The organism is Pontixanthobacter aestiaquae (genome assembly GCF_009827455.1).
Lineage (GTDB): Bacteria > Pseudomonadota > Alphaproteobacteria > Sphingomonadales > Sphingomonadaceae > Pontixanthobacter > Pontixanthobacter aestiaquae.
This window is the reverse complement of the sequence record NZ_WTYZ01000001.1, coordinates 2,017,402-2,041,161: the sequence shown is the minus strand read 5'-3', so window position 1 is coordinate 2,041,161 and position 23,760 is coordinate 2,017,402. Positions and strand designations below refer to the sequence as shown.

Annotated in this window: 22 protein-coding genes and 1 tRNA gene; 12 read left to right on the top strand and 11 right to left on the bottom strand. The window is 56.2% G+C overall.

The window, feature by feature from the left end; all coding sequences use genetic code 11:
* Genes GRI35_RS09765 through GRI35_RS09755 form a run of 3 tightly spaced genes read right to left on the bottom strand, consistent with a single transcriptional unit; the run spans position 1 to position 4,302 of the window.
* Positions 1-813, bottom strand: a complete 813-nt coding sequence (locus GRI35_RS09765; RefSeq protein WP_160613988.1) for a phosphodiester glycosidase family protein — start codon at positions 811-813, stop codon at positions 1-3.
* Positions 810-2,333, bottom strand: coding sequence for an anthranilate synthase component I (gene trpE, locus GRI35_RS09760; protein WP_160613987.1), 1,524 nt, complete (start codon positions 2,331-2,333; stop codon positions 810-812). The genes GRI35_RS09765 and trpE overlap by 4 nt, the downstream gene beginning before the upstream one ends.
* Before the next feature lie 34 nt (positions 2,334-2,367).
* The gene (locus tag GRI35_RS09755) at positions 2,368-4,302 is read right to left on the bottom strand and encodes a peptidylprolyl isomerase (RefSeq protein WP_160613986.1); all 1,935 of its coding nucleotides are present in this window, start codon (positions 4,300-4,302) and stop codon (positions 2,368-2,370) included.
* 209 nt (positions 4,303-4,511) lie between these two features.
* Here GRI35_RS09755 and tpiA point away from each other — a divergent pair, with 209 nt between their 5' ends.
* The 3 genes from tpiA to GRI35_RS09740 all read left to right on the top strand — a co-directional run bounded on the left by tpiA (position 4,512) and on the right by GRI35_RS09740 (position 7,466).
* Positions 4,512-5,276: a triose-phosphate isomerase gene (gene tpiA, locus GRI35_RS09750; protein ID WP_160613985.1), complete on the top strand. Its 765-nt coding sequence runs from the start codon at positions 4,512-4,514 to the stop codon at positions 5,274-5,276.
* Positions 5,277-5,347: 71 nt separating this feature from the next.
* The gene (secG, locus tag GRI35_RS09745) at positions 5,348-5,725 is read left to right on the top strand and encodes a preprotein translocase subunit SecG (protein ID WP_160613984.1); all 378 of its coding nucleotides are present in this window, start codon (positions 5,348-5,350) and stop codon (positions 5,723-5,725) included.
* Positions 5,726-5,831: 106 nt separating this feature from the next.
* Positions 5,832-7,466, top strand: a complete 1,635-nt coding sequence (locus GRI35_RS09740; RefSeq protein WP_160613983.1) for a CTP synthase — start codon at positions 5,832-5,834, stop codon at positions 7,464-7,466.
* A 427-nt stretch (positions 7,467-7,893) separates the two neighbouring features.
* Here the strand turns inward: GRI35_RS09740 and GRI35_RS09735 are convergent, their stop codons facing one another.
* Positions 7,894-8,364 (bottom strand): Hsp20 family protein, encoded by a 471-nt coding sequence (locus tag GRI35_RS09735; RefSeq protein WP_160613982.1) that lies wholly within the window; start codon positions 8,362-8,364, stop codon positions 7,894-7,896.
* A 171-nt stretch (positions 8,365-8,535) separates the two neighbouring features.
* On the opposite strand from GRI35_RS09735, the gene grxC reads away from it, so the two are divergent.
* The 4 genes from grxC to GRI35_RS09715 all read left to right on the top strand — a co-directional run bounded on the left by grxC (position 8,536) and on the right by GRI35_RS09715 (position 10,232).
* On the top strand, positions 8,536-8,799 hold the full coding sequence (gene grxC / locus GRI35_RS09730; protein ID WP_160613981.1) for a glutaredoxin 3: 264 nt from the start codon (positions 8,536-8,538) through the stop codon (positions 8,797-8,799).
* 9 nt (positions 8,800-8,808) lie between these two features.
* Positions 8,809-9,633, top strand: coding sequence for a carbon-nitrogen hydrolase family protein (locus GRI35_RS09725; RefSeq protein WP_160613980.1), 825 nt, complete (start codon positions 8,809-8,811; stop codon positions 9,631-9,633).
* Positions 9,630-10,115: a DUF1178 family protein gene (locus GRI35_RS09720; RefSeq protein ID WP_160613979.1), complete on the top strand. Its 486-nt coding sequence runs from the start codon at positions 9,630-9,632 to the stop codon at positions 10,113-10,115. The genes GRI35_RS09725 and GRI35_RS09720 overlap by 4 nt, the downstream gene beginning before the upstream one ends.
* Positions 10,116-10,155: 40 nt before the next feature.
* A tRNA-Arg gene (locus tag GRI35_RS09715) sits at positions 10,156-10,232 on the top strand.
* Between the two features lie 134 nt (positions 10,233-10,366).
* On the opposite strand, the gene GRI35_RS09710 is transcribed toward GRI35_RS09715, so the two are convergent.
* The 4 genes from GRI35_RS09710 to hppD all read right to left on the bottom strand — a co-directional run bounded on the left by GRI35_RS09710 (position 10,367) and on the right by hppD (position 14,338).
* The gene (locus GRI35_RS09710; protein WP_160613978.1) at positions 10,367-11,566 is read right to left on the bottom strand and encodes an MFS transporter; all 1,200 of its coding nucleotides are present in this window, start codon (positions 11,564-11,566) and stop codon (positions 10,367-10,369) included.
* A 49-nt stretch (positions 11,567-11,615) separates the two neighbouring features.
* Complete coding sequence (locus tag GRI35_RS09705) at positions 11,616-12,527, bottom strand: mechanosensitive ion channel family protein (RefSeq protein ID WP_160613977.1); 912 nt, start codon at positions 12,525-12,527, stop codon at positions 11,616-11,618.
* 108 nt (positions 12,528-12,635) lie between these two features.
* The gene (locus tag GRI35_RS09700; RefSeq protein ID WP_160613976.1) at positions 12,636-13,199 is read right to left on the bottom strand and encodes a VOC family protein; all 564 of its coding nucleotides are present in this window, start codon (positions 13,197-13,199) and stop codon (positions 12,636-12,638) included.
* Positions 13,200-13,201: 2 nt separating this feature from the next.
* Positions 13,202-14,338 (bottom strand): 4-hydroxyphenylpyruvate dioxygenase, encoded by a 1,137-nt coding sequence (gene hppD, locus GRI35_RS09695; RefSeq protein ID WP_160613975.1) that lies wholly within the window; start codon positions 14,336-14,338, stop codon positions 13,202-13,204.
* A gap of 172 nt (positions 14,339-14,510) precedes the next feature.
* On the opposite strand from hppD, the gene GRI35_RS09690 reads away from it, so the two are divergent.
* The 3 genes from GRI35_RS09690 to GRI35_RS09680 all read left to right on the top strand — a co-directional run bounded on the left by GRI35_RS09690 (position 14,511) and on the right by GRI35_RS09680 (position 17,498).
* A complete protein-coding gene (locus GRI35_RS09690; RefSeq protein ID WP_160613974.1) occupies positions 14,511-14,834 on the top strand; it encodes an FtsB family cell division protein in 324 nt (107 codons plus the stop codon).
* Positions 14,835-14,984: 150 nt separating this feature from the next.
* Positions 14,985-16,109, top strand: coding sequence for a pyruvate dehydrogenase (acetyl-transferring) E1 component subunit alpha (pdhA, locus tag GRI35_RS09685; RefSeq protein ID WP_160613973.1), 1,125 nt, complete (start codon positions 14,985-14,987; stop codon positions 16,107-16,109).
* Between the two features lie 3 nt (positions 16,110-16,112).
* Positions 16,113-17,498, top strand: a complete 1,386-nt coding sequence (locus GRI35_RS09680) for a pyruvate dehydrogenase complex E1 component subunit beta (protein ID WP_160613972.1) — start codon at positions 16,113-16,115, stop codon at positions 17,496-17,498.
* A gap of 12 nt (positions 17,499-17,510) precedes the next feature.
* Here GRI35_RS09680 and GRI35_RS09675 read toward each other — a convergent pair whose 3' ends face one another.
* From GRI35_RS09675 to GRI35_RS09665, 3 genes are all read right to left on the bottom strand, one after another.
* Positions 17,511-18,359: a hypothetical protein gene (locus tag GRI35_RS09675; protein ID WP_160613971.1), complete on the bottom strand. Its 849-nt coding sequence runs from the start codon at positions 18,357-18,359 to the stop codon at positions 17,511-17,513.
* A gap of 158 nt (positions 18,360-18,517) precedes the next feature.
* Entirely contained in the window at positions 18,518-19,105 is a 588-nt protein-coding gene (locus GRI35_RS09670; protein WP_160613970.1) for a TadE/TadG family type IV pilus assembly protein, read from the bottom strand.
* Positions 19,102-21,009 carry a TadE/TadG family type IV pilus assembly protein gene (locus tag GRI35_RS09665; protein ID WP_160613969.1) on the bottom strand — a complete coding sequence of 636 codons (1,908 nt, stop codon included), beginning with the start codon at positions 21,007-21,009 and terminating at the stop codon, positions 19,102-19,104. Before GRI35_RS09665 ends, GRI35_RS09670 begins: the two co-directional genes overlap by 4 nt.
* Positions 21,010-21,204: 195 nt before the next feature.
* Here GRI35_RS09665 and GRI35_RS09660 point away from each other — a divergent pair, with 195 nt between their 5' ends.
* The gene (locus GRI35_RS09660; protein ID WP_235900179.1) at positions 21,205-23,136 is read left to right on the top strand and encodes a pilus assembly protein; all 1,932 of its coding nucleotides are present in this window, start codon (positions 21,205-21,207) and stop codon (positions 23,134-23,136) included.
* Between the two features lie 32 nt (positions 23,137-23,168).
* Positions 23,169-23,756 (top strand): TadE/TadG family type IV pilus assembly protein, encoded by a 588-nt coding sequence (locus GRI35_RS09655; protein ID WP_235900178.1) that lies wholly within the window; start codon positions 23,169-23,171, stop codon positions 23,754-23,756.
* The last annotated feature ends 4 nt before the right edge of the window (positions 23,757-23,760 follow it).

Below are 23,760 nucleotides of genomic sequence, written 5' to 3'. Positions count from 1 at the left end.
TCATTCCTTTGCCTCGACGACGATCAGCGGACCAAGTGCCGCGCCCAGATCCAGCCGGTCATTTGCGGGGTCCCAAAGCGCCGAGACATTGCCGTCCAGAAACAGCGCATTTGGCGTTTTGAGCTCGTCGCGGAAAAAGCGCGCCAGCACGCCGAATGAGAGCGGCTTGTCCGAAATGACAAAATGCGCGAGACCTTCGTTATCGACACCGACACCATTGCGGATTGCCTTGGAAGGACCGTCCTCAGCGATTTCCGGATGCAGCTTTCCGCCGATCACCAACATCGGGCCTGACTGGGTTCCGAACTCCGGGCGGTCGCCAACGTTGGAATAGAAATCATCGGTTGCGCGGACACTCCATGCGCTGCCGGTGCCGTAAAAAACGCCGTTGGGCTTAAGGTGGAAATTGCCAATACCGTCAGCGCGGTTCAGTTCTTTCTGCCGATCTTTCCCCTCGACGTAATAACCGATGGGCTTGCCTTCCTCGCCGAACATTCCGCCATTCACCGCAAACGCGACCAGCGGCGCATCGGGCGCACGCCCAGCGGCCAGATTGGCGAGGCTGCGATAGGGCGCGTCGCCATCCGGCCCGAGCGCTGTGGTGATCCGGTGTTTTGCCGGATCGGCAATACAATGGGTCAGCGGAATGGTCTCGAACGTGATCGAGCGACAGGCAGAAGCGCGTTTTGGAGCCTTGGAGGTATCCTGCGCCACGCCGCTGCCGATTTCGGTCCGCAAAACGGGCTCGCCTTCGGGTTCGGGATTGCAGGCTGAAAGCGCCAGAATAATCACTGACGAAGCGAGAATTCTCATTGTCCAAATCCCGGTTCGCTCGCGACGCGCGCTGCTTCGTTGGCGGCGGCGATCAGGGCGCTGGCTTTGGCTTCGCATTCGCGCTGTTCGTAAGCGGCATCGCTATCGGCGACGATGCCCGCGCCAGCTTGGACGTGCAGCGTTCCGTCTTTCACAACGCCGGTGCGCAAAACGATGCAGCTATCGACAGAGCCATCGGGCGCGAAATAGCCGACGCCGCCAGCATAGGCACCGCGCGTTTCCGGTTCCAGTTCGGCAATGATTTCGCAGGCGCGAATCTTTGGTGCGCCGCTGACCGTACCGGCGGGAAAACCGGCGAACATGGCATCGAGCGCGTCATGTTCCGGAGCGAGTTGGCCGACAACATTGCTGACGATATGCATCACATGGCTGTAGCGCTCGACCGAGAAGCTGTCGGTCACTTCCACCGTGCCTTTTGAGGCGACGCGGCCGACATCATTGCGGCCAAGATCAAGCAACATCAAATGCTCCGCGCGTTCCTTGGCATCGGCGAGCAGGCTGGCCTCCGCCTCGCGGTCTGCGGCGGGCGTTTCGCCGCGTGGCCGCGTTCCTGCAATCGGGCGGATCGTCACTTCACCATTGCGCACGCGAACGAGGATCTCGGGGCTGGAGCCGACCACAGCAAAGCCGGGCAGGTCGAGAAAATACAGAAATGGTGAGGGGTTTACGCGGCGCAGAGCCCGATACAGAGCGAGTGGCGGCAGCGGGAAGGGACACGTAAAGCGCTGCGCCAGCACGACTTGGAAGATGTCGCCAGCCTCGATGTAAGACTTCGCCTTTCCGACCATCGCAGCGTAGTCTTCGCCGGCCATCGTCGGGTTGAGCGCCATCTCTGGCAGAGCAGTTGCGCGTGCAGAACCCGGACTGGGCTGGGCCAGCCTGCGCAGGACATCATCGATGCGCTCACCGGCTTGTTCTATCTCGCGGTCCGTATCGCCCTGACCCGCCCATAGCGGGGCGATGGCGAACAGCTCTTCGGTCAGTCCGTCGAACACCAGAATGAGTGTCGGACGAACAAACAACATGTCAGGCAGTTCGAGCGGGTTCGCTGGCGCGCGTGGCAGCTTTTCCACCAATCCGATGGTCTCATAGCCGAAATAGCCGACCAGACATGCGAGTGCAGGCGGAAGCTCTTCGGGTACGTCGATCCGGCAATCCTGTACCAAGCGGCGCAGCGCTGGCAGGCTTTCCTCGGTGCAATCTTCGAATGCCTCGCGGTCATGTTTCCAGGTTGAGTTGATTGCAGCGCTAGTGGCAGAGGCACGAAATACCAGATCGGGATCAAGACCAAGTAAGCTGAAGCGGCCCCGAACTTCGCCGCCTTCGACGGATTCCAGCAGGAAATCCCCGCGTCCCGGTTCGATCAGCTTGGTCGCCGCGCCAACCGGCGTTTCGGTGTCGGCAATACTCTTCCGCCAGACAAGCGCAGGGTCCCCCGCGTTTAACTGTTTCCGCGCGGCCTCTGCATTGGAAAGAATTGTGCCAGAACTTTGGGTCATCCGCTATGGAACACAGGAGCGATCGGATCGCCCCTTATCTTTCGCCGGTTAGTTGCTTGCGCACAGCTTCAACAGCCGTTTCGTTGGTCTCGGAACCAATTTCAGCTTTGATCGCCGTCCGCAACTGCTCGCCATACTCTTGTTCAAGCGCGCTGGAGATTTGTTGTTTGGTCTGCGCGAAGATCGGATCGTCTTCAGCCACGGTTCCCTCTTCAATATTGTCCAATCGCACTACAAACCAACCGGCATTGCTAGGCGCTTCGAGTTTCTTCGTAGTGCCCTCAGCCATGCTGAACAGCAAAGCGAGCGGGGCGGGAACCTGTTGGCCAGTCTGAGCCAACTGTTCGCGGTTCATGTTGATCGTATCGAAAGACGGCAAGGTCACTTCTTCGGCAGCCATTGCGGCGCTAATCGTAGCACCACCTTCAATCCGCTCCATGATCCTGTCCGCGGCGACTCGCGCTCGAGCTAACCCTTCTGACAGTTTCCAGCTGGCTATAACGCGTTCACGAATATCGGCCAAAGGCGCCGCTGCCGAGCGTGTGATCTCGCTCACCTCGAACACCAGGAAAAGCTGTCCCGGAACAATTGCCGCCAGCTGCGGCTTGCTCTCTTCCATCTGGAAAGCGGTTTGCAGAGCGGGGCCGAGAATTTGCGGGACTCTCTTACCCGAACTTCCATAAATTGCACCATCGCCGGTTACGGGCCGGGTGGTCGATACTTCGACGCCGAGCTCTTGTGCGATGTCGGATAGCGCAATCCCGTTGTCGACTTTCTCTTCGATATCCGCCGACAGGTCCGCAATGGCGGCCTGCCGCTTTTCTTCCGTTAGCGCGGTTCTGATTTCGGCACGGGCCTGCTCAAGCGTTTTTCCGGCGGTCCGCGTGATATCGTTGACCAGCACGACGTGAAAGCCAAGTCCGCTACGCGCGGGCTGGGCCACCTTGCCCTCGGCCGCGGCGAAAACGGCATCTGCAACTGCAGAGGAAGTCTGCGCTGCGTAATCATCTTTGGAAATCGGCCCGAGCTGAGCGGTCTGCAAACCTGCCTCGCGAGCCGCCACAGCCAGTGAACCGCCGGAATTCACGCGATCACGGATGGCGTTGGCGGCTGCCTGCGTGGCGACAATCATCTGGGTAATGGTGCGTTGTTCGCTGGCGGCAAAGGCTTCTTTATTCTCTTCATAACGCGCCGCGACTTCCGCTGCTGTTGGCGTGGCAAGATCGCCAACGGCACTGTCATCGAAGCTTAGATACCGGATGATCCGGCGCTCGGGTCGAATAAAATCGGCCTGGTTTTCCTCGTAATATCCCTGAAGCTGGGGCGCGGTGGGATCGTTGTCCGGGGCAAATGCGGTCGATGGAAGCACAGCAATCGCGCCTTTGCGAGTTTCGCGCAGCAGCGATGCATATTGAACCGCGAGTTTGTCCGGCGCTGTGGCCCCGAAGGATGCGGGCAGCAAGATTTGCTTGGCGAGCAGACCGTTGCGCAATTCATCGCGAACCGACGCGTCGGTTAATCCGCGCTGCGCGAGTGCCTGCCGATACGCATCCTCGTCGAAATTGCCGTCTGCGCCGCGGAATACGGGAATCGACATAATCTCGCTATTCACCAGATTTGTACCGGCACGCAGGCCGTATGTTTCAGCAAATTCGCTAATGGCGGTCTGTTCAAGCACTTGATCGAGTACCCGCTGCAAGCCGCCCTGACCGATGAACTCTTCCATCGAAATGGTCGGGTTCTGTTGACGCATACTGTCCACAGCGTTGCTGGCTGCTCGGCTCAGATCGGATGTGCTGATTTTCTCGTCACCAACAACCGCGACCCGGTCACCGCCGGATACGCCGCCGAAGGTGCCCGTACTGGAAACATCCGCGCTTGCGAAAGCGAAAGCAATCAGGCCCAGAAAGGCCAGAGTGACGGCGATACCGATCTTCGATTGGAAGAACCTGCGGAAAAACGTGATCATGGTGTGCTGTGCATCCGAGAATTGGCCGGAATTGGATTCCCGACGAAGTAATATCTGATTGAACCCCTTATCGGGCCTGCGACCTCCCCGCAACAGGTTGGAAAGTCTTTTGACCTTATCCCAAACTGCGTCTAGCGGACCGGACTCTTCGCCCCCATAATGGGTAACAGATTCACGAACATCCTATTTTTATTTTCAGGAACAATGACATGGCCGAACGGCCCTATATTGTAGGCAATTGGAAAATGAACGGCACTCGCGCGATGCTCTCCGAAGCGCGTGCGATTGATCGTTCGTCCCAGCGATTGATGAAAGTGGAAGTTGCGCTTGCACCGCCATTCACATTGATTCACGCAGTTCACCGCGAAGTCGAGCAGATCGGCGTCGGCGCGCAGGATTGCCATGCAGGCACCGAAGGCGCCAACACTGGTGATATCTCGGCGGCGATGGTGGCTGATGCAGGCGCGAAATTTGTGATTCTCGGTCACAGCGAGCGGCGTCAGGATCATGGCGAAACGAATGCGCTGATTCGCTCGAAGGTCGAATCGGCTTTGGAAGCGGGCATCCGGGTCATTCTGTGCTGCGGGGAAAGCGAAGAAACACGGGACGAGGGCAAGGCCGAGAGCTTTGTATCGCGTCAGCTGAAGGGCTCGCTGCCCGAATCGCTGGATAATGCCGACGAAGTTCTGACCATTGCCTATGAACCGATCTGGGCAATTGGCACTGGCCGTACACCTACCGTCGATGACATCGGCGCGATGCACCGCTCGATCCGGGCGCTGCTGGTAGAGCTCTATGGTGAGGAAATGGCGGCGCAGGTCCGCATTCTTTACGGAGGTTCGGTCAATCCGGACAATGCCAAGGAATTGCTCGCAGCTGACGAAGTTGGTGGAGCGCTTGTTGGTGGAGCCAGTCTTACCGCGGAAAGCTTCCTCGGCATCGTTCTCGCTGCTGCCGAGGTTCAAGAACAATAAGCCGCGGCGCCAAACCTTGCCCTGAGGCGAGGGCGCGCCTACATGCGCCGGACACAATTTAGAGAATTTATATGTTTCTGTTTTTCACCATCGTCCAATTGCTGGTTGCAGCCGCTATGATTGTAACCATTCTGATGCAGCGTTCCGAAGGCGGTGGCCTTGGCATCGGCGGCAGCCCCAATGGCATGATGAGCGCGCGCGGTGCGGCAGATTTCCTGTCGCGTTCCACCAAATGGCTGGCAGTTGCGTTCGTCGTCCTGTCGATCACATTAGCGGCATTGGCGGTGCAGGAAACCGGTTCAAACGCGATCACCTCGACAGTGGACCGTGACGTCACGACAGAACCTGCGGCACCCGCAGCACCTGCCGGTGATGAGGCGGCTCCTGCCACAGATGGTGCGCCTGCTGAAACACCGGCCGATGATCCGCTTGCCGATCTGATCGGCTAAGTAAGCCAGCTTTACGCACCAAAATCGGCAGAGTTGTGGATTGCGGCCAATCGCCGCACCATTCTGCTTGCCCCGACTCCGGTTTCAGCCTTAAGGCCCAACTCCCATGGCGCGGTACATATTTATCACCGGCGGCGTGGTCTCCTCGCTCGGCAAAGGTCTCATGGCAGCTAGCCTTGCAGCATTGCTGCAGGCGCGCGGCTACAAGGTCCGGATTCGCAAATTCGATCCCTATCTGAATGTCGATCCGGGGACGATGAGCCCCTATCAGCATGGTGAAGTCTATGTGACCGATGACGGGGCCGAGACCGATCTCGACCTTGGGCATTACGAGCGATTTACCGGCGTATCGGCGCGGCAAAGCGACAACGTCACCAGTGGCCGGGTCTATCAGGATATCATCACGCGCGAGCGGCGAGGGGACTATCTTGGCGCGACGGTGCAGGTGATCCCGCATGTGACAGATGAGATCAAAGCTTTTGCGCTGGCTGATACTGACGACCTCGACTTCGTGCTCTGCGAAATTGGCGGGACCGTGGGTGATATCGAATCGCTGCCCTTTATGGAGGCTATCCGCCAGCTTCGGAACGAGCTGGAGCCGTTCCAGACGCTCAGCGTTCATGTGACATTGGTGCCCTATATCGCTGCGGCAGGTGAGCTAAAGACCAAACCAACGCAGCATTCGGTGCGCGAATTGGCGTCTCTCGGGATCAAACCCGATGTCCTGTTGTGTCGCAGCGAGCATGAAATCCCCTTAGGTGAGCGAAGGAAAATCGCCAATTTCTGCAACGTGCGGATAGAATCGGTCATTCCCGCGCTTGATGCGCCTTCGATTTACTCGGTGCCGCTGCAATACCATCAGGAGGGCCTTGATAGCGAAGTCCTGAGAGGTTTCGGCATAACCGACGCGCCCGAGCCCGATCTTTCCCGCTGGGACGATGTGACCGATCGCTATTTCAATCCAGAAGGCGAAGTCACGATTGGCGTGGTCGGCAAATATGTCGGCCTGCAGGATGCCTATAAGTCACTCAATGAAGCGCTCGTACATGGCGGCCTCGCGAACCGGGTGAAGGTCAACATCCAGTGGATTGATGCCGAGGTGTTCGAGCAGGAAGATGCCGACATTACCGCGCAGCTGGAACCGCTGCACGGCATCTTGGTGCCCGGCGGATTTGGCGAGCGCGGCTCTGAAGGCAAAATCGCCAGCGTCCGCTTTGCGCGCGAACGCGGCGTACCCTTCTTCGGCATCTGTCTCGGCATGCAAATGGCCTGCGTCGAAAGCGCGCGCCTTGCTGGCCACACTTCCGCCTCTTCAACGGAGTTTGGCGAAACCGACGAGCCGGTCGTTGGCATCATTACAGAATGGATGACTGAAGAAGGTCTACAAGAGCGCGAGGCAGGCGGTGATCTGGGCGGGACAATGCGTCTCGGCGCTTATGATGCGAAGCTCTCGGCCAATAGCCATGTCAGCACGATATATGGCGGCGCAACGGAGATTTCCGAGCGTCACCGGCACCGCTACGAGGTGAACGGAGCGTACAAAGATGCGCTGGAGGAGACGGGTTTGATATTCTCCGGGATGTCACCCGATGGCTTGTTGCCGGAAATCGTCGAGCGCCCGGATCATCCGTGGTTTGTTGGTGTCCAGTTCCATCCCGAACTGAAATCGCGCCCATTCGAGCCGCACCCGCTGTTTGACGGATTTATTTCTGCCGCGTTGACCCAGTCGCGACTGGTCTAAGGTTAGCCGCGTAATCCCAAGAAAACAGAGGCTTGGAGTTCAAATTTTTCGCAATCGCATAAGTTTGCGCAACTTTTGCCAAGCTGCATCAGTCTTTTTTTGAAACACATAGGGGTGCTGCCCTTTATTTTTTTAATGTTTTCAAGCAAAGAGGTCGGGCTTGGCGACGAATGGTGGGTCGTGGCGCCTTGCGATGAGGATTATAAAAGTTTGTGGGCCATGCTTTTACGAGCTTGTCCCGGATTTGATCGTCTTCTGCGACCCGGATGTTCAAATCCGGATAAGGCGGCGCCTCGCGCCGCGGGGGTAGATCTTCGGGTCTGCCCCCTTTTTTCTGAGCCTTGCAATCTTGTGCAGATGCAAACCGGCCCGAACTGCCTGAGCAATCCGGGCCGGATTTTCATGCTGCCGCCGCAGCTACGGGTATTTAGGCGGCGTTTGCGTCATCATCGTCATTCTTGACGACTTCCAACGTGGTTTGGCCGTTTACGGCGATCTTCTTCGGCTTCATTGCATCCGGCACTTCGCGCACCAGATCGACAACCAGCAGACCATCTTCCAGATCGGCTTTCTCGACCCGCACATAATCGGCGAGCTCGAAGCGGCGTTCAAATCCGCGATTGGCAATGCCGATATGCAGCATATCACCGTCGCCGGAATCTTCGCGCTTCTTGCCCTGAACTGTCAGCAGGTTTTGCTGCGCAGTGATATCGAGATCGGCAGGTTTGAAACCGGCCACAGCCAGCGTGATGCGGTAACTATCCTCACCACGGCGCTCGATATTGAAGGGAGGATAATTTTCGCTCCCGCTATTGCGCGCCTGATTTTCGAGCAGGTCGAAAAGGTGGTCGAAACCGACAGTGCTACGGCGATACGGGGTAAAATCTAAACGTGACATAGTACAAATCCTCTTTGAGCAATTTGAAATGGCGAAACCTGCATTCGCAGCGTCTCACCGGTTGAAATCCCGGCCCATTGTGGCGCTCGGGACAATATCTATCTAGTATGCAGATGAATGCTTTCAAGGGTTCGCAAAACGCGGATCGGCACACCAGTTTGAGGAACACCAATGTCAAAGCCAGCCGTTGATATCTATACCAAATTCACCTGCGGATATTGCCACCGTGCAAAGCAGCTTTTGTCGAGCAAAGGTGTGGAGTTCAACGAATTCGATATTTCGATGGGCGGGGCCGACAAGGCCAAGATGCTCGAACGCGCTCCCAATGCACGTACCGTGCCGCAAATCTTCATTGGCGATATCCACGTCGGAGGATCTGACGATCTGGCTGCGCTCGAGCGCGATGGAAAGCTCGACGCGATGCTTGCAGGATAAGAGCGGCTTTTGACCCGTATAGCTGTCTTGCAAATGACTTCGGGTATAGATCCGGAGGCGAATTGTGCGGCAATTACGGACGCATTAAGTAAGGCTGCGCAGGGTAGGGCGGCGATGCTGTTTACCCCTGAAATGTGCAGCTTGCTGGATCGTGACCGGGCCAGGGCGGCACCGCACATTGTTGATGAGGTTGAGAATGAGACCCTAAGCGCGATCCAGATGGCATGTCAGCAAAACGATATATGGGCAGTGCTTGGATCGATTCCTGTTAGCCGAGATTCCGGAAAATCAGCGAACCGCTCGATTGTGATCGACAATGAGGGGGTAATCCGCGCTCGTTACGACAAGATGCACATGTTCGATGTGGATCTGGATACTGGCGAAAGCTGGCGCGAATCGAACGCCTATCAGGCAGGCGATGCAGTCGTCGCAGTGGAAACACCGATCGGCAGGCTTGGCCTGACCATCTGCTATGACATCCGCTTTCCGGCATTGTATCAGGAGCTTGGTAAACAATATTGCGATGCGATTGCGATCCCGGCAGCGTTCACCGTTCCAACAGGCAAAGATCATTGGCGCGTATTACAGCGAGCGCGGGCGATCGAAGCGAGCGCCTATGTCGTTGCGGCTGCGCAGGTTGGCGAGCATGAGGATGGGCGTACAACCTACGGCCACAGCCTGGTTGTTGATCCGTGGGGCAAAGTGATTCTGGATATGGGCGATGACACCGGGCTTGGTTTTGCCGATATCGATCCTGCACGCATCGCCGAGGTGCGGGCGCAACTGCCCAGCCTTGCCAATCGGCGCGATATCCCTAAATCACCGCAATCATGATTGTTTTCGATCTCTCGTGCCATAACGCCCACCGGTTCGAGGGCTGGTTCGGTTCTTCTGATGATTTCAACTCGCAACAGGAGCGCGGCCTGGTTTCCTGCCCGCATTGCGGATCGGGAGAGATTATCAAGGCTCCGATGGCTCCTGCTGTATCGGCCAAGGCGAACAGACAAGCGCCCGAGTTTGTCCAACCGGAACTGGACAAGCCCGTTCCCAAAGCACCTATCACCAACGGCCCGCTTCCGCCCGAAATATCCAAGGCGATGAAGAAGCTGGCTGAAGTGCAAGCCAAAGCGCTCAAAGACAGCAAATGGGTCGGGAAAGACTTCGCCGAGAAATCCCGCGCAATCCATTACGGCGAAGATGACAAAGAGACGATCCATGGCGAGACGACGCTGGAAGAAGCCAAGGATCTGCTCGATGAAGGGATTGCAGTCTCTCCGCTGCCATTTCCCGTAAGCCCTCCAGAAGATCTGAACTGATTGCATCGTGCGCCGCCGCCGATTAGAGGCAATGCCGGTCGCGCCCGTAGCTCAGTCGGATAGAGCATCAGATTCCTAATCTGGGGGCCACAGGTTCGAATCCTGTCGGGCGCACCATAAAAAGAGCCGCTCTACAGAGTGGCTCTTTTTGCGCTGGGTCCAGACAAGATTAGAATTTCGGAGCCGAAGCGCAGCGAAGTCGGGTGAACGATCTTCGCAAGAAGCACATTTGCCCAATCCTGCGGGCCAATTCAGCCCCTAGCTTTCTTCATTTGCGTATAGCTCAACCCGACAATCGCCACTGACATCGCCAAAGCAAGCCCGGCATTTCCGGTCCAACCGGCGATATCAAAAGATGCAGTTCCAACCCAGCTTGCAAGGCCAGCGCCCAGGAACATCAGCATAATGTACCCTGTCATCAACCGGGTCCGAATATCAGGCGCAAGCGAAAGTGAAGTCATCCTGCCGGCGATGTCGATGCCGGGGCCGACCGTGTTCATAATGACAATCGGAATGATCAGCAGCCAAAGATCATGACCAAACGGAAGAAGTAGCGCGACCCCGACCATCTGGACGAGCGAGAGGCGAAACCGCGCTTTTTCGGGCCCGATCCGGTCCGCCAATGCGCCGAGTTTCGGCGTTACCACTATTGCGACTACTGCAAACGCGGACAGATAGCCGACGACGTCGACACCATATCCCATTGCAGGGCTGGTCAGATGCAATGCGAGGCCAAGCCAGACCGACAAGAAGATGCCGAAATTCAGCGCCTGAATCACGCCCGAGACGATGACTTGCGGATGCGCGCGCATGAGTGGGAAAAGAGAGATAACCAGAGCGCCATAACTCTGTCTCACCTCGGTAGCGCTTGTTTGCCGCCGGCCTTCCATCACCAATGGTAGCGCGAGAGTGGTCAGCACCATCAGTGCGGCAGCAATCGCATAGACCAAGTGCCAGTCGTAATATTGCGTGATCAGACCAGCGCCGACGCGGGCAATCAATATCCCTACTATCGTGCCGATGGTGAGGGTGGCTGTTACCGATCCCAAACGCTGTGGCCGGACGCGCTTGGATGCATAGGCGGGGAGCAAATATGGCGCGATTGTGAAAAAGCCAAGGATGGTCGAGCCGATCAGAAAACCGGCGAACGACGGCGAGAACACCATCAGCGCCAGTGACACGGTTTGGCCGCACGCGAAAATGATCGAAAGCTGACGATTACTGAACCGGTCGCCGAGCGGGAGCAGCAGGAATATTCCAAGCGCCAATGCAATCTGGTTCAGTGCGGGGACCAATCCAATGGTCGCGGCGCTCACTCCGAAATCGCCAGCAACTTCAGCGATAATCGGGTGGATGTAATAGGCGTTCGCAACCATTACGCCGCCGGCTGCTGCCAGCGCAAATTCCTTGGCCCGCGTTAAATAGGGGCCTTTGTCGTTAGCGTCTGGCATTGGCGTATGGCTTTGCAGCCTTTCGGGCGCGGTGTTGGTGCGGGGCAGATCAGCTGTCGCTATTGCTGCCCAGCGGGACCGCTTCCTTAAAGGTGTGCGTGACATAGGGGAATGGAATTTCGATTCCCGCATCATCAAGTGCGCGTTTGATTGCACGGATAATTTTGTCACGGCTTTCATGCGCGTCCCGCGGTTTTGAACCCGCCCACCAGCGGACTCTGAAATCGACCGAGCTCGAGTTGAACTCGCAAGCGAACACGTCGATGCCCTTATCGGTCAGGACGTCCTCGACGCTCTCGACCGCTTTCCGGATAACGTCAGCGGCATGGTCAAGGTCTGTGTCATACGAGACCCCGGCCAATACTTCATGACGGCGCTCCACTTCGTCGGTCAGAATCTCGACCGGATTTTTGAAAAGCATTGAGTTGGGAACAAGCGTGACTTCGCCCGACAATTTGCGGACATAGGTCTCACGCAAGGTAATATGCTCTACCTTACCGGTGATACCGTCGCATTCGATCACATCACCGATGCGCATTTTCTCGCGTAGCATGATCAGCACACCTGCAAGGAAGTTCTCGAAAATATCTTGAAACGCGAAGCCGATGGCGACCGCACCGATGCCCAGACCAGCGATGAGGCTGGCGGGTGTCAATCCCGGCATGACCACCGTAAGCGCAATCATCAAGCCGAGGATCCAGATCGCGAGCTTAACGATCGTATCAATGAGATTTTTAAGGCTCGGCCGCATCTCGGTCTTACCGATCAGCCGATCCGCAATCTTGACCGCGAATTTCGCAATTATCCATGTAATGAACAGAATGAACAGGGCAATCGCCACATTGGGCAGCGCGCGGATCAGTCCTTCGCCCATATTGACGAGCTGGTCTTGCAATGTGGCGAACGTATTTACGGTCTTGTCAAAGCTCTCTGTCGCGGGAGCGGTCTGTTCGGCTTGCATGGTATCCCCTGTTTAGCCTTCCCAACGAGCGAATTGCAGCATCGTTCCGAAGGCATGAACCTCAGCGGATTATCAGGTGATTGCCGGCCGACATCGCGGCAATTTTGTTTAGCTGTTACCGTGCTCGGCCCGTGCAATTTCGTGCAGCCAATCGGCGTGGCGCGGGGCTTTCTTGGTCTCGGTCCACTCATTCAGCATCGGCATCGCGACTTTCTTGAGCTCGGCATATTGCTCATCAGTCCCGATATCGGCGGCCAGCTCAACGCGGTGGCCGTTCGGATCGAAGAAGTAGATCGATTTAAAGATACCGTGATGGGTCGGCCCGAGCACATCGATGCCGAGGCTTTCGACATGCGCTTTTGCCGCGAGCAATTCCTCTTCCGAGCCGACGCGGAAGGCGAGATGCTGCACCCATGCAGGCGTGTTTTCATCGCGGCCCATTTCGGGCTGGTTGGGCAGCTCGAAAAAAGCGAGGATATTGTTGTTACCTGCGTCAAGGAACACATGCATGTAGGGATCGTAAGCGCCGGTCGAAGGCACATGATCTTCCGAGAACGCGGATGTATATTCCATCCCCATTACTCGCTCGTACCATTCGACCGTTTCTTTCGCGTCTTTACAGCGGTACGCGGCGTGATGGACACCGCCCAGTTTGATAGGGTGCTTGCTCATGATTAGTCTACCGGTACCGGCGCGACTTCGGCCACTTCTTCGACTTTCTCATCGACTTTTAGCGCGCCGCGATTGATCTGGTCGCGTTCCATGCTTTCGAACAGCGCTTTGAAGTTGCCTTCGCCGAAGCCATCATCGCCTTTGCGCTGGATGAATTCGAAGAACACGGGGCCAACTTGCGCTTCTGCGAAGATTTGCAGCAGCAGGCGAGGCTCACCGCCTTCGGTCGTGCCATCCATCAGAATGCCGCGCATTTGCAGGGCATTCACATCTTCGCCGTGGCCGGGAAGGCGCTCGTCGAGCATTTCGTAATAGGTCGCGGGCGGGGCAGTCATAAATGGTACGCCAAACTCTTTGAGACGGTCCCAACATGCTACCAGATCGTCACAGATCAATGCTATGTGCTGAATTCCTTCGCCGTTAAACTCGCGCAGGAATTCTTCGATCTGGCCTTTGCCGCCTTCGCCCTCTTCATTGAGAGGGATTTTGATCTTCCCGTCAGGCGCGGTGAGCGCCTTGGACGTCAGGCCGGTATATTCGCCTTTGATGTCGAAGAAGCGGATTTCGCGGAAATTGAACAGGCTTTCGTAATAGTCCGCCCAATAGGCCATCCGGCCGTTGTACACATTGTGCGTCAGGTGATCGATGATGTTGAAACCCGCGCCGACAGGGTGCGTTTCAACGCCGGGTAGATATTCGAAATCGATGTCGTAGATCGATAGATCGTTGTCGCCGGTTTTGCCTTCATAGCGGTCTACCAAATAAAGGATTGCGCCGCCGATACCGCGGATTGCGGGGATGCGCAGTTCCATTGGGCCGGGTTCGTTCGCAACGGGTTCTGCGCCTTGGCTAATCAGATGGTCATACGCCTTGACAGCATCCTTGACACGGAATGCCATGCCGCATGCGCTGGGGCCGTGCTCTCGCGCGAAGAACCAAGCGGCTGAGCGGGGCTCGTAATTCGCAATCAGATTGATGCCGCCCTGGCGCCACAGATCAACGTCCTTGCTGCGGTGTTTGGCAACACGGGTGAAGCCCATAGTGGTGAACACAGGTTCTAGCTGACCGCGCTCTGGTGCACAGAATTCAACAAATTCAAAGCCGTCTAGGCCGGCGGGATTTTCGAACAGGTCTGTCATATGTCGCTCCATCTGATATAGTTTCATATGTAACCACTTTTGCCGGGCCGGTCAAGATGAGATGGTTTGGCTATTTCGGGCAAGCGCACTCGACCCCGCGCAAAGCACGGCCTACGCAAATAAATGAAGATAAAGCTTGAATCGCTGAATCAACTATGATTCTAAGGGAATTATGACGGTTGAGGGACATAAGATTGCACTGCCGAAAGAGCAGGTGACGCAGGGGCTGGCGCTTGCCTTGCTGTTGCTGCTTATGGGCCTCGCGATCGCTGGTCCGAGCGGACTTCTGGCATGGGGTGAAAATTCGCAACTGCTCGAACAACGCCACGCGCAAATCGCGGCTCTCTCCGAACAGCGTGACGCACTGAAGAACCGTGTTGACCTGCTACACCCGGACCATGCTGATCCCGATCTGGTCGGCGAAGAACTGCGCCGCAATCTGAACGTGGTGCATCCGGATGAAGTCGTCATGACTTTGCCAAAGTCTGACGACTAAGCCGGCAAAGCCCGCAATACCGTAAAGGATTTCGTATGCAGGTGCGCAGCAGGCGTTGCACGCGATGGGCAGTTGCGCCTATAGGGATGGCCAACGCGCACTTCGCGCAGCCTGCCCTTTAGGTTACAAAACAATCGAGGATTATCCGCTTTGGCAAAACCCGCCCGGACCCGCAAAACGCCTGCAAAAAAAGCTCCTGCAAAGACAGCTGCAAACAAGAAGGCTTCGGCAAGCAAGCCTGCGGCTACGGATGAGGATTTCGTTCTGCATAGTTTGCAGGATGCGCATGAGAAATCCCCGCGCTATGATGCAAGCGACGAAGAGCTGCTGAAGTTTTACGAACAGATGCTGCTGATCCGGCGGTTTGAGGAGAAGGCCGGCCAGCTTTATGGGCTTGGTTTGATTGGCGGTTTCTGCCACCTGTATATCGGTCAGGAAGCGGTCGCGATTGGTCTGCAAAGCGCGCTCGACAACGACATAGACAGCGTCATTACCGGCTACCGCGATCACGGCCATATGCTGGCTTACGGTATCGATCCCAATGTTATCATGGCCGAGCTGACCGGGCGGCAAGCCGGTATTTCGAAAGGCAAAGGCGGGTCGATGCATATGTTTTCGACCGAGCATAAGTTTTATGGCGGACACGGTATTGTCGGGGCGCAGGTTGCGCTTGGTGGCGGACTCGCGCTCGCACACCAATATAATGATGATGGCGGCATCTGCCTCGCTTATTTTGGCGACGGCGCGGCCAACCAAGGACAGGTCTATGAAACCTTCAACATGGCCGCTTTGTGGAAGCTGCCGATTGTGTTTGTGATCGAGAATAACGGTTACGCAATGGGCACTGCGGTCAAGCGCAGCTCGGCAGAGACCGAGTTCTATCGCCGCGGTACAGCTTTTCGCATTCCGGGCATGGATGTGAACGGCATGGATGTTCTGGAAGTTCGCAACGCCGCTGAACTGGCGTTCGAGCATGTTCGCGGCGGCAACGGTCCAGTCCTGATGGAGCTCAACACCTATCGCTATCGCGGGCATTCCATGTCCGATCCGGCGAAATACCGGACCCGCGAAGAAGTTCAGGAAAAGCGCGATCACCATGATCCGATCGAAGGTATCAAAAAGATATTGCTCGAACGCGGCAAAACCGAGGAAGACTTGAAAGCAATCGACAAGGCGATCCGCGCACGGGTTGCGGAATCGGCTGACTTTGCCGAAAATTCACCCGAGCCGGAACCGTCCGAACTCTACACCGATGTCTTGGTGGAGGAGTATTGAGCGATGGCAATTGAACTCAAAATGCCCGCGCTTTCGCCCACAATGGAAGAAGGCACGCTTGCCAAATGGCTCGTCAAAGAGGGGGACGAAGTTTCCTCAGGCGACATTCTCGCCGAGATCGAGACCGACAAGGCAACGATGGAATTTGAATCCATCGACGAAGGTACTATCGGGAAAATTCTCGTGGCTGAAGGCACCGAAAATGTCGCAGTTGGCACTGTGATTGCGATGCTCGATGGCGAAGGTGACGACGAGAGCCCTGCGCCAGCGCAAGCACCTGAAACGGGTGAGGACGGTGAGGACGGTGAGGGTAAGGATGTCGGTCAGGAGCCAAGCAAAGCCGAAATCACCAAGCCGGTGAAAGCGGAACCAAAGCAGGATCCTGAAATTCCACATGGGACCAATATGGCGACTGTGACTGTCCGCGAGGCGTTGCGTGATGGCATGGCGGAAGAAATGCGCCGCGACGAACGCGTATTCGTGATGGGCGAGGAAGTCGCCGAATATCAAGGCGCCTACAAAGTCACACAGGGTCTGCTCGACGAGTTCGGTCCGAAGCGTGTCATCGACACGCCGATCACCGAATATGGTTTTGCCGGTATCGGGGCAGGGGCGGCGATGGGCGGTTTGCGTCCGGTGGTTGAATTTATGACTTTCAACTTTGCGATGCAGGCGATTGACCACATTATCAATTCCGCCGCGAAGACCAACTACATGTCGGGCGGGCAGATGCGTTGTCCGGTGGTGTTCCGCGGTCCCAACGGTGCCGCAAGCCGCGTTGGTGCACAGCACAGCCAGAATTTTGGCCCGTGGTACGCAAGCGTTCCCGGCCTTGTGGTTATCGCTCCCTATGACTCATCAGATGCCAAGGGGCTGATGAAAGCTGCGATCCGCTGCGAAGACCCGGTCGTGTTCCTTGAAAACGAGCTGGTGTACGGACGCAGTTTTGAGCTGCCCGAGCTTGACGATCACGTTCTGCCGATCGGCAAGGCGCGGATCATGCGTGAAGGTTCTGACGTGACCATCGTTAGCTACTCGATCGGTGTCGGTCTGGCGCTGGAGGCTGCTGAAGAACTGGCGGGCGAAGGCATCGACGCTGAAGTCATCGATCTGCGGACATTGCGTCCGCTGGATAAGCATGCCGTTCTCGACAGCTTGGCTAAGACCAATCGCCTGGTCATCGCGGAAGAGGGCTGGCCGGTGTGCTCTATCGCATCCGAGATCACCACGATCTGCATGGAAGAAGGGTTCGATCATCTCGACGCCCCGGTCACGCGGGTGTGTAACGAGGATGTGCCTCTCCCCTATGCCGCAAACCTGGAGAAGCTCGCGCTGATCGATACGCCGCGAATAATCGCAGCGGTGAAGAAGGTCTGTTACGTGGACTAGTGCGAAAGGTTACTAGTGGCAGTGATAGCCGTCCTTGGCGGTTGTGTGGCATATGCCTGGTTCGCCGTTGTCATTGAAGCCGCCGCTCGAACCGTTGCCGTTGTTTCCGCTGGAACCGTTGGTTCCGCTGGAACCGTTGCTTCCGCCGCTTGAGTTGTTATTGCTGCCGCACAACCTAGGGAACGTCCGGCAGAACCAGCTGTTACTTTCGGCAATTTCGCCCTCTTCTCCGCCGCCACCGGTGCCGCCCGAGCTTGATGAGCTTCCACTACCCACGTTCGGGCTGTCGCTGAAGGCCCAATCCCACCCGCCGGTATCCGGTCTCGGCGGAGGCGCCGTTTCCTTGTAGGAATCATAGATGTCGCAGCGCGCGATTTCATCAGGGTCGGCGGGATCGCGTTGATAGATTTCGGACAGGTCACGGCTACCGCGCACCTGGAAAGAGGCGCGGCTCCTAATCGTACGTTGGGCAAGAAAAGCGTCGGTTACGATAGGTCCATAATCGTACTGGATTTCGATGAACATGACAGAGTCACCTGCTTGCGCCGCCACTTCTTCACCCGTCGGCCCCATCCCGACGAAGGTTGGGTCACTTGTTCCCGTACCTTGATCGCCGTAGCTCGAAATCGTGTCTTTCTTCCCCTTGCATCTTTGCCAAGCGATATATTGCTGGTCATCGGCGCTGCCGGGAACAACTTGCAGGCTGCTGATGAAAACCCGGCCATATTCGTACAGATCGATTGCCTCGCCTGCTTGAATATCCGCGCCCCGCAGCAGGTCGTTGATGTCGTTTTCATAGATCTTCTGGTTAGACAGGGTTGATGTGTCGCCAATGCGCGAGGCGTTATCCGCGATCTGCATCGCGACCTGATTGACGCGCATATTCATCAGCGCAAAATTTGCTGTTTCAAGACCCCATAAACCCACGGTGAGGACAAGGGGCGTCGCCAATGCGAACTCTGTCATAGCAACTGCGTTTTCATTGCGACGCAGCCTCGATATGAATGTGCGTAGCAGTCTCATACGCAATTTCCTGTGGTGGTTCGGTCTATCGCGCCGTCAAACGGCTGGTTGCGCAGCACGGTCGTAGCGGTGGTCTCGTGAAAGGGAGAAATGCCGATGAAGGGAGCGATAGGAAATGCGCGGGCATATCTGATGCTCACTTCGTAAAGTATCGCGTCGCGTGCGCCGCCATTCCCGGCTTCTCCCTGATCGGAATCCCAGATGCCATTTCGGTTGGCGTCTTCAAACGGTTCACCATCATTGCATGTACCGTCATTGTTGATGTCGGTGTAATCTTCTTCCTGCGCGACTGCGGAGAAGCTGGCATAGGCTTTGCGGTTGAACGTCATCGTTGCCCCACCGACAACATCATTCACAGCGTTCGTCACAGAAGCATCTAGACTCGCCTCGGTTGCGCCCTCCAATGTGGAATCGCGGGCGGCCTCTTGCACAGCCCCGTGCAACATCTGGTTGGCGTACATGTTATACGCCATGTCGAACATACCGAGCATCATCATGCACAAGACGGGTGCGATCATCGCAAACTCGACAACCGAAACGCCCTCTTGATTGCGGCGCAATTTATCGACGACCATGGTGATCATTCGGAGATCCTCAGATCACCAATAGATTTGGCAATCGCAGAGAACGCAGCATTGAGGTCTTCGGCGTTGCCGGCCTCGAAATATTGGCCGTTGCCTGCGCAATCTAACATCGCCTGGTTCAGATTTGTGCCGAATGCGATCACCCAAACCGTGACGTTGCGTTTTTTGACTTCGGAGCAGGCCACACCGAAACGTGCTTCGACCGTCTCGGCCAGTGAAATCGGTGAAGAAGGACTCCAGCGCCTCCGGTCCAATCCTTCGACGCCATAGGCTCCGTATGCCATGTCATATGGCTCCGTCTGGCCGTCTGTCAGAAAGATCAGGTGCCGCCCGCGTTCAGCACCATTCGTATCCGCATTTTCTGCTGCGAAAAGCCCTGTTGGGGAAATCAGCCGCGCGCCCCAAATCATCCCGATATCATGGTAGGTTGCGCCGTAGGGGGCGAGTGTCGCAAGATATGTGTTTAGTTCGTCCTCATCCATCACGGAAAGTTTTTGCGCTTTCGCCGGGCAATCGGAAAACCACCACGTGCCAGTGTTCGCAAAATTCTGCGAAGACCTGACCGTCTCTGGCGTGAACGAGCCTGCTCCACCCGAGTTGAATGACCGGGCATAAATGACGCCAGGATTGGACGGCCGCCACTGCGTAGAAGGGTCGCCGCGGGTTGGGACCGTATCGATGTCCAAGTCCAAATTCTGAGCGAGATCGACATTGTTATAGTCGGCGATTTCGGTTGTTGCGCGTTCCTCGATGCAGCCATCGAGCTTGGAGCGCCATGCGGCGACTTTAAGATCGACAGGGCGATACTCATACACTGATCGTTGCTGTTCCGCTTGCCGCGTCACGCGGTCATAGGTGCGCACGTAATTCGTGTACTCTTGAGATCTGACAACGCATTCTTGTCCTTCGAGCGACTGCCAATATGTTTTGCCGTTCTGGGTTAATCGGCGATTTTCAGTAACAACTTCGTTGCCGTTGGAATCGGTCGTCGTTTCCGTTGAAATGATTTCCGTGTAGGAGCTGTATGTGCTTGCAGGAGTGCTTTGCGGACAACTCCAAGTACCGGAATTGTCAACGCTCGCTGTGTATGTCGCCGCATACCGTGATTCTTCCTGAGCAGCCGAAACGTCACCGCTCACATCTCGCCAGTTCTCGTTGGTTGTCTTCGGGCCCCAATAGTTTTCGCTACCGTCGACAACACGCGACTGGTATGTCCAGTCGCTGGTCACCCAGCCATTTTCGAGCAGATGGCCCACATTGACGTTGGTGGCGTAAGGCACAAACCCGTAGCGGATATCGCTATCGGGCGCTTTGGCGTTCTCCAGCTGCGCATGGAAGCTGCGAATGACCGATTTCAAACTCTCCATTCGCGACATGGAGTCACCGGAATTTGTGTGTCTCATGGAGCCAGTAACATCAAGCACCATCATCACATCCAGATTGCGAACGCTCAGAAGCGCCTCACAATCGACCTTGATTGGTATTTCGGTGAATCCGAAAATCGTCATCACGCTGGTAGGGACGCTGACTCCGGCGTCGCCACTTATGGCGTAGTCATTTTCCAGCGTCATTACGAACTGCCGGTTTTCCGACCCGTACGCCCCTGAGCTGAAATTGAGGTTAAAGAATCTCTGGCCGACCTCTGCAACCTCTGGCGAAATTGCGCCGGTTACTGGAGCTTCGGTTCCGAGCTTTTTCCGCGCAGCTAAAACTCCAGCGTCACACGCAGCCTGTAACCGGCTGGATGCCAAATAGGCGCGGCCCATATCGACCCCGCTACCAACCATGCCGAGCAGCGGCACAATGGCCGCTGCTATCAAGGCGAGCGTGTTGCCTGACCGGTCTTTGGCGAGACGGCGTAGCAATCCTACTGCTCTGTCAGTGTTGGCATCTGCTTCGAACATCGAACAGCGCATAGCGTCCAGGCGTAGCGTTGCGGTAAACGCCGATGGTTAATGCTGGATCAACAATTTCGCATGATGTGAACGCGGTCGCCATTTTAGAATTTGTTAATTCCTCGGCTCTAATCCGCTTTGTCTATGCAATGGGGCCAAATCTCTATGTCGAAAATGAAATCAGCGAATTCATTGCGCGGCGTGATGCGTTTCCTTCATGACATCCGTGGCAACATCATGCCAATGGCAGCGATCGGAATGGTCGCTATGGCCGGCATGGTCGGTGGCGGCGTTGATGTCTCGCGCGCATATATGGTTCAAAACCGGCTCCAGAACGCTTGCGATGCGGGTGTGCTTGCGGGCCGCCGTGCGGTAACTGAAAGCGGCTATACCACAGCAGCGAAAGCCCAAGCAGATAATTTCTTCGATACCAATTTTGACGAGGCCGGCGAAGGCACCACACAGACATCTTTTAGCACAACCACTCAAGATGACGGCAGTACAATCGATGGCGTTGCGTCAACCCGGCTGAATACGGTTGTGATGCGCCTTTTCGGTTTCGAACGCTTCAACCTGTCCGTGGATTGCTCGGCATCGATGTCGCTGGGAAACAGCGATGTTGTAATGGTGCTCGACACGACCGGATCGATGGGCTGGGATCTGGATGGCACTCAAACACGCATCCAGGCTCTGCGCGTCGCGATGAAGGACTTTTACGACACGGTATCGACCGCACAGTCGGGCGGCAATTCTCGTGTCCGCTACGGTTTCGTTCCTTACAGCTCGTCGGTGAATGTAGGCCGTTTACTGTACGATCTAGACCCCAATTATCTAGTCGATCAGTGGACTTATCAATCGCGTGAGGCGGTTTACGAAGTTGAAGAGAATCCAACAGGCAATCAGACCGGTTGGGAAGATCCTGTCTACACCTCTGACAACAGCGTTTCCGATGTCACTTCGGGTCCGTGGTACTATCACAATGGTGTGAGGTACAGAAAGAAGAGGGATTGCAATAACGCGCGTCCATCGGACACGTCATGGAGCAACTACGGTGGTACAACGACGAATACCACGCAGGAAATCAATAGTCAGGGCCAGCGGGTGACTACCACCACGACGTCGCAATTGCAGCGGCGCCGTGACTATGATTGTTACAAATACGCCAACAGGCAGTTCTACATCATTGTTCGCACACAAGAGCGTTCGCAGGACAGTGTGCAGATCGCTACCGAAGATCCCACATACGAAACTGTCACCACCACGGTGTTTGACAAATGGGAATATAAAGCCGTCGACTACGATACTTCCGTGTTTAAGACGTTTTCGGCCGTCAATACGCCTACAGGCACTGATGGTGCGAACCAGTCTTCAACCTGGGCGGGCTGCATTCAGGAGCGCGACACGGTAGCGGAGGACACCTTCAGCTATTCGTCGACCGACGGCATTAGCCCTGCGAATGCTCGTGACCTTGATATCGACACCGCTCCGGTCGGCACTAACCAATCCAAATGGCGACCCATGTGGCCGGAAATTTCTTATTACAGGACCACGGACTCAACGAACAGATATTACTCGAGTGCGTCGACCAGCGATTATGGCAGAGCGACTGGCGGTTCTTGCCCGATAGCGAGCCAGCTGTTGACCACAATGACTGAAGACGAGTTCGATGCATATGCCGACTCGCTAAGGACCCAAGGATCGACATATCACGACATCGGTATGATATGGGGAGCGCGCCTGTCATCGCCATCTGGGATATTTCAAGCGAACGTGAATACGTCGCCCTCGAACGGCGGTGCAGTTGCGCGGCACATCATTTTCATGACCGATGGCCAGATGTCACCAACCACCGGCGGCCAGACTGCCTATGGTGTTGAATGGCACGATCGTCGGGTTACCGATAATGGCTATTCCAATCAAAGAGATCGTCATAGCGCACGGTTCTTGGCTGTGTGTCAGGCAGCGAAAGCAAAGGGTATTCGCGTTTGGGTTATTGCTTTCGCATCCGCCCTTACCGACAATCTGGAGAGCTGTGCCTCGACTGACAGCGCGTTCCCGGCAGCCAATGCGGCTCAGTTGAACACGGCATTCCAAGAAATCGCTAAAGACGTGGGTGAATTGCGGGTTACGCAATGATGATTGCCAATTTACGCACTCCGCGAAGTCCAATGATCAGCTTTCTGCGCATGATATTGCGCGATGAGCGCGGGACTACAGTGATGGAATTCGGTCTTATGGTGACCGTGTTCATGACGTTGCTGCTTGGCCTCTTCGATTTGGGACAATTGGCCTACACCAATGCAATCCTTCGCGGGGCGGCGCAGGATGCCGCTCGTTCCGCATCATTGGAAACCGCAGACACTGCTGCTGCGGACGCCGCCGTGACCGACATCGTGCGCACGGTTGCACCGGATGCAACAGTAACATCCAGCCGCGTGAGCTATTTCGATTTTGAAGATATCGAGCGACCTGAAGCATGGGACGATGCCGACAATAGCGGCTTGTGCGATGACGGCGAAGCCTATTCTGACGAAAATGCCAACGGCAGGTGGGATCAGGATATCGGTGTGTCGGGCAATGGAGGGGCAGGTGATGTTGTCATCTACACGGTGACGGTCACTTACTCACCCTTGTTCCCCAATCCGTTTATGCCGGGTGGGACAACGGCGCGCCAAGTGTCTGCATCGGCAGTAAAAAAGAACCAGCCGTTTGCCGATCAGGCAAATTATGGTTCGGAAGCTGGGACTTGCGACTGATGCA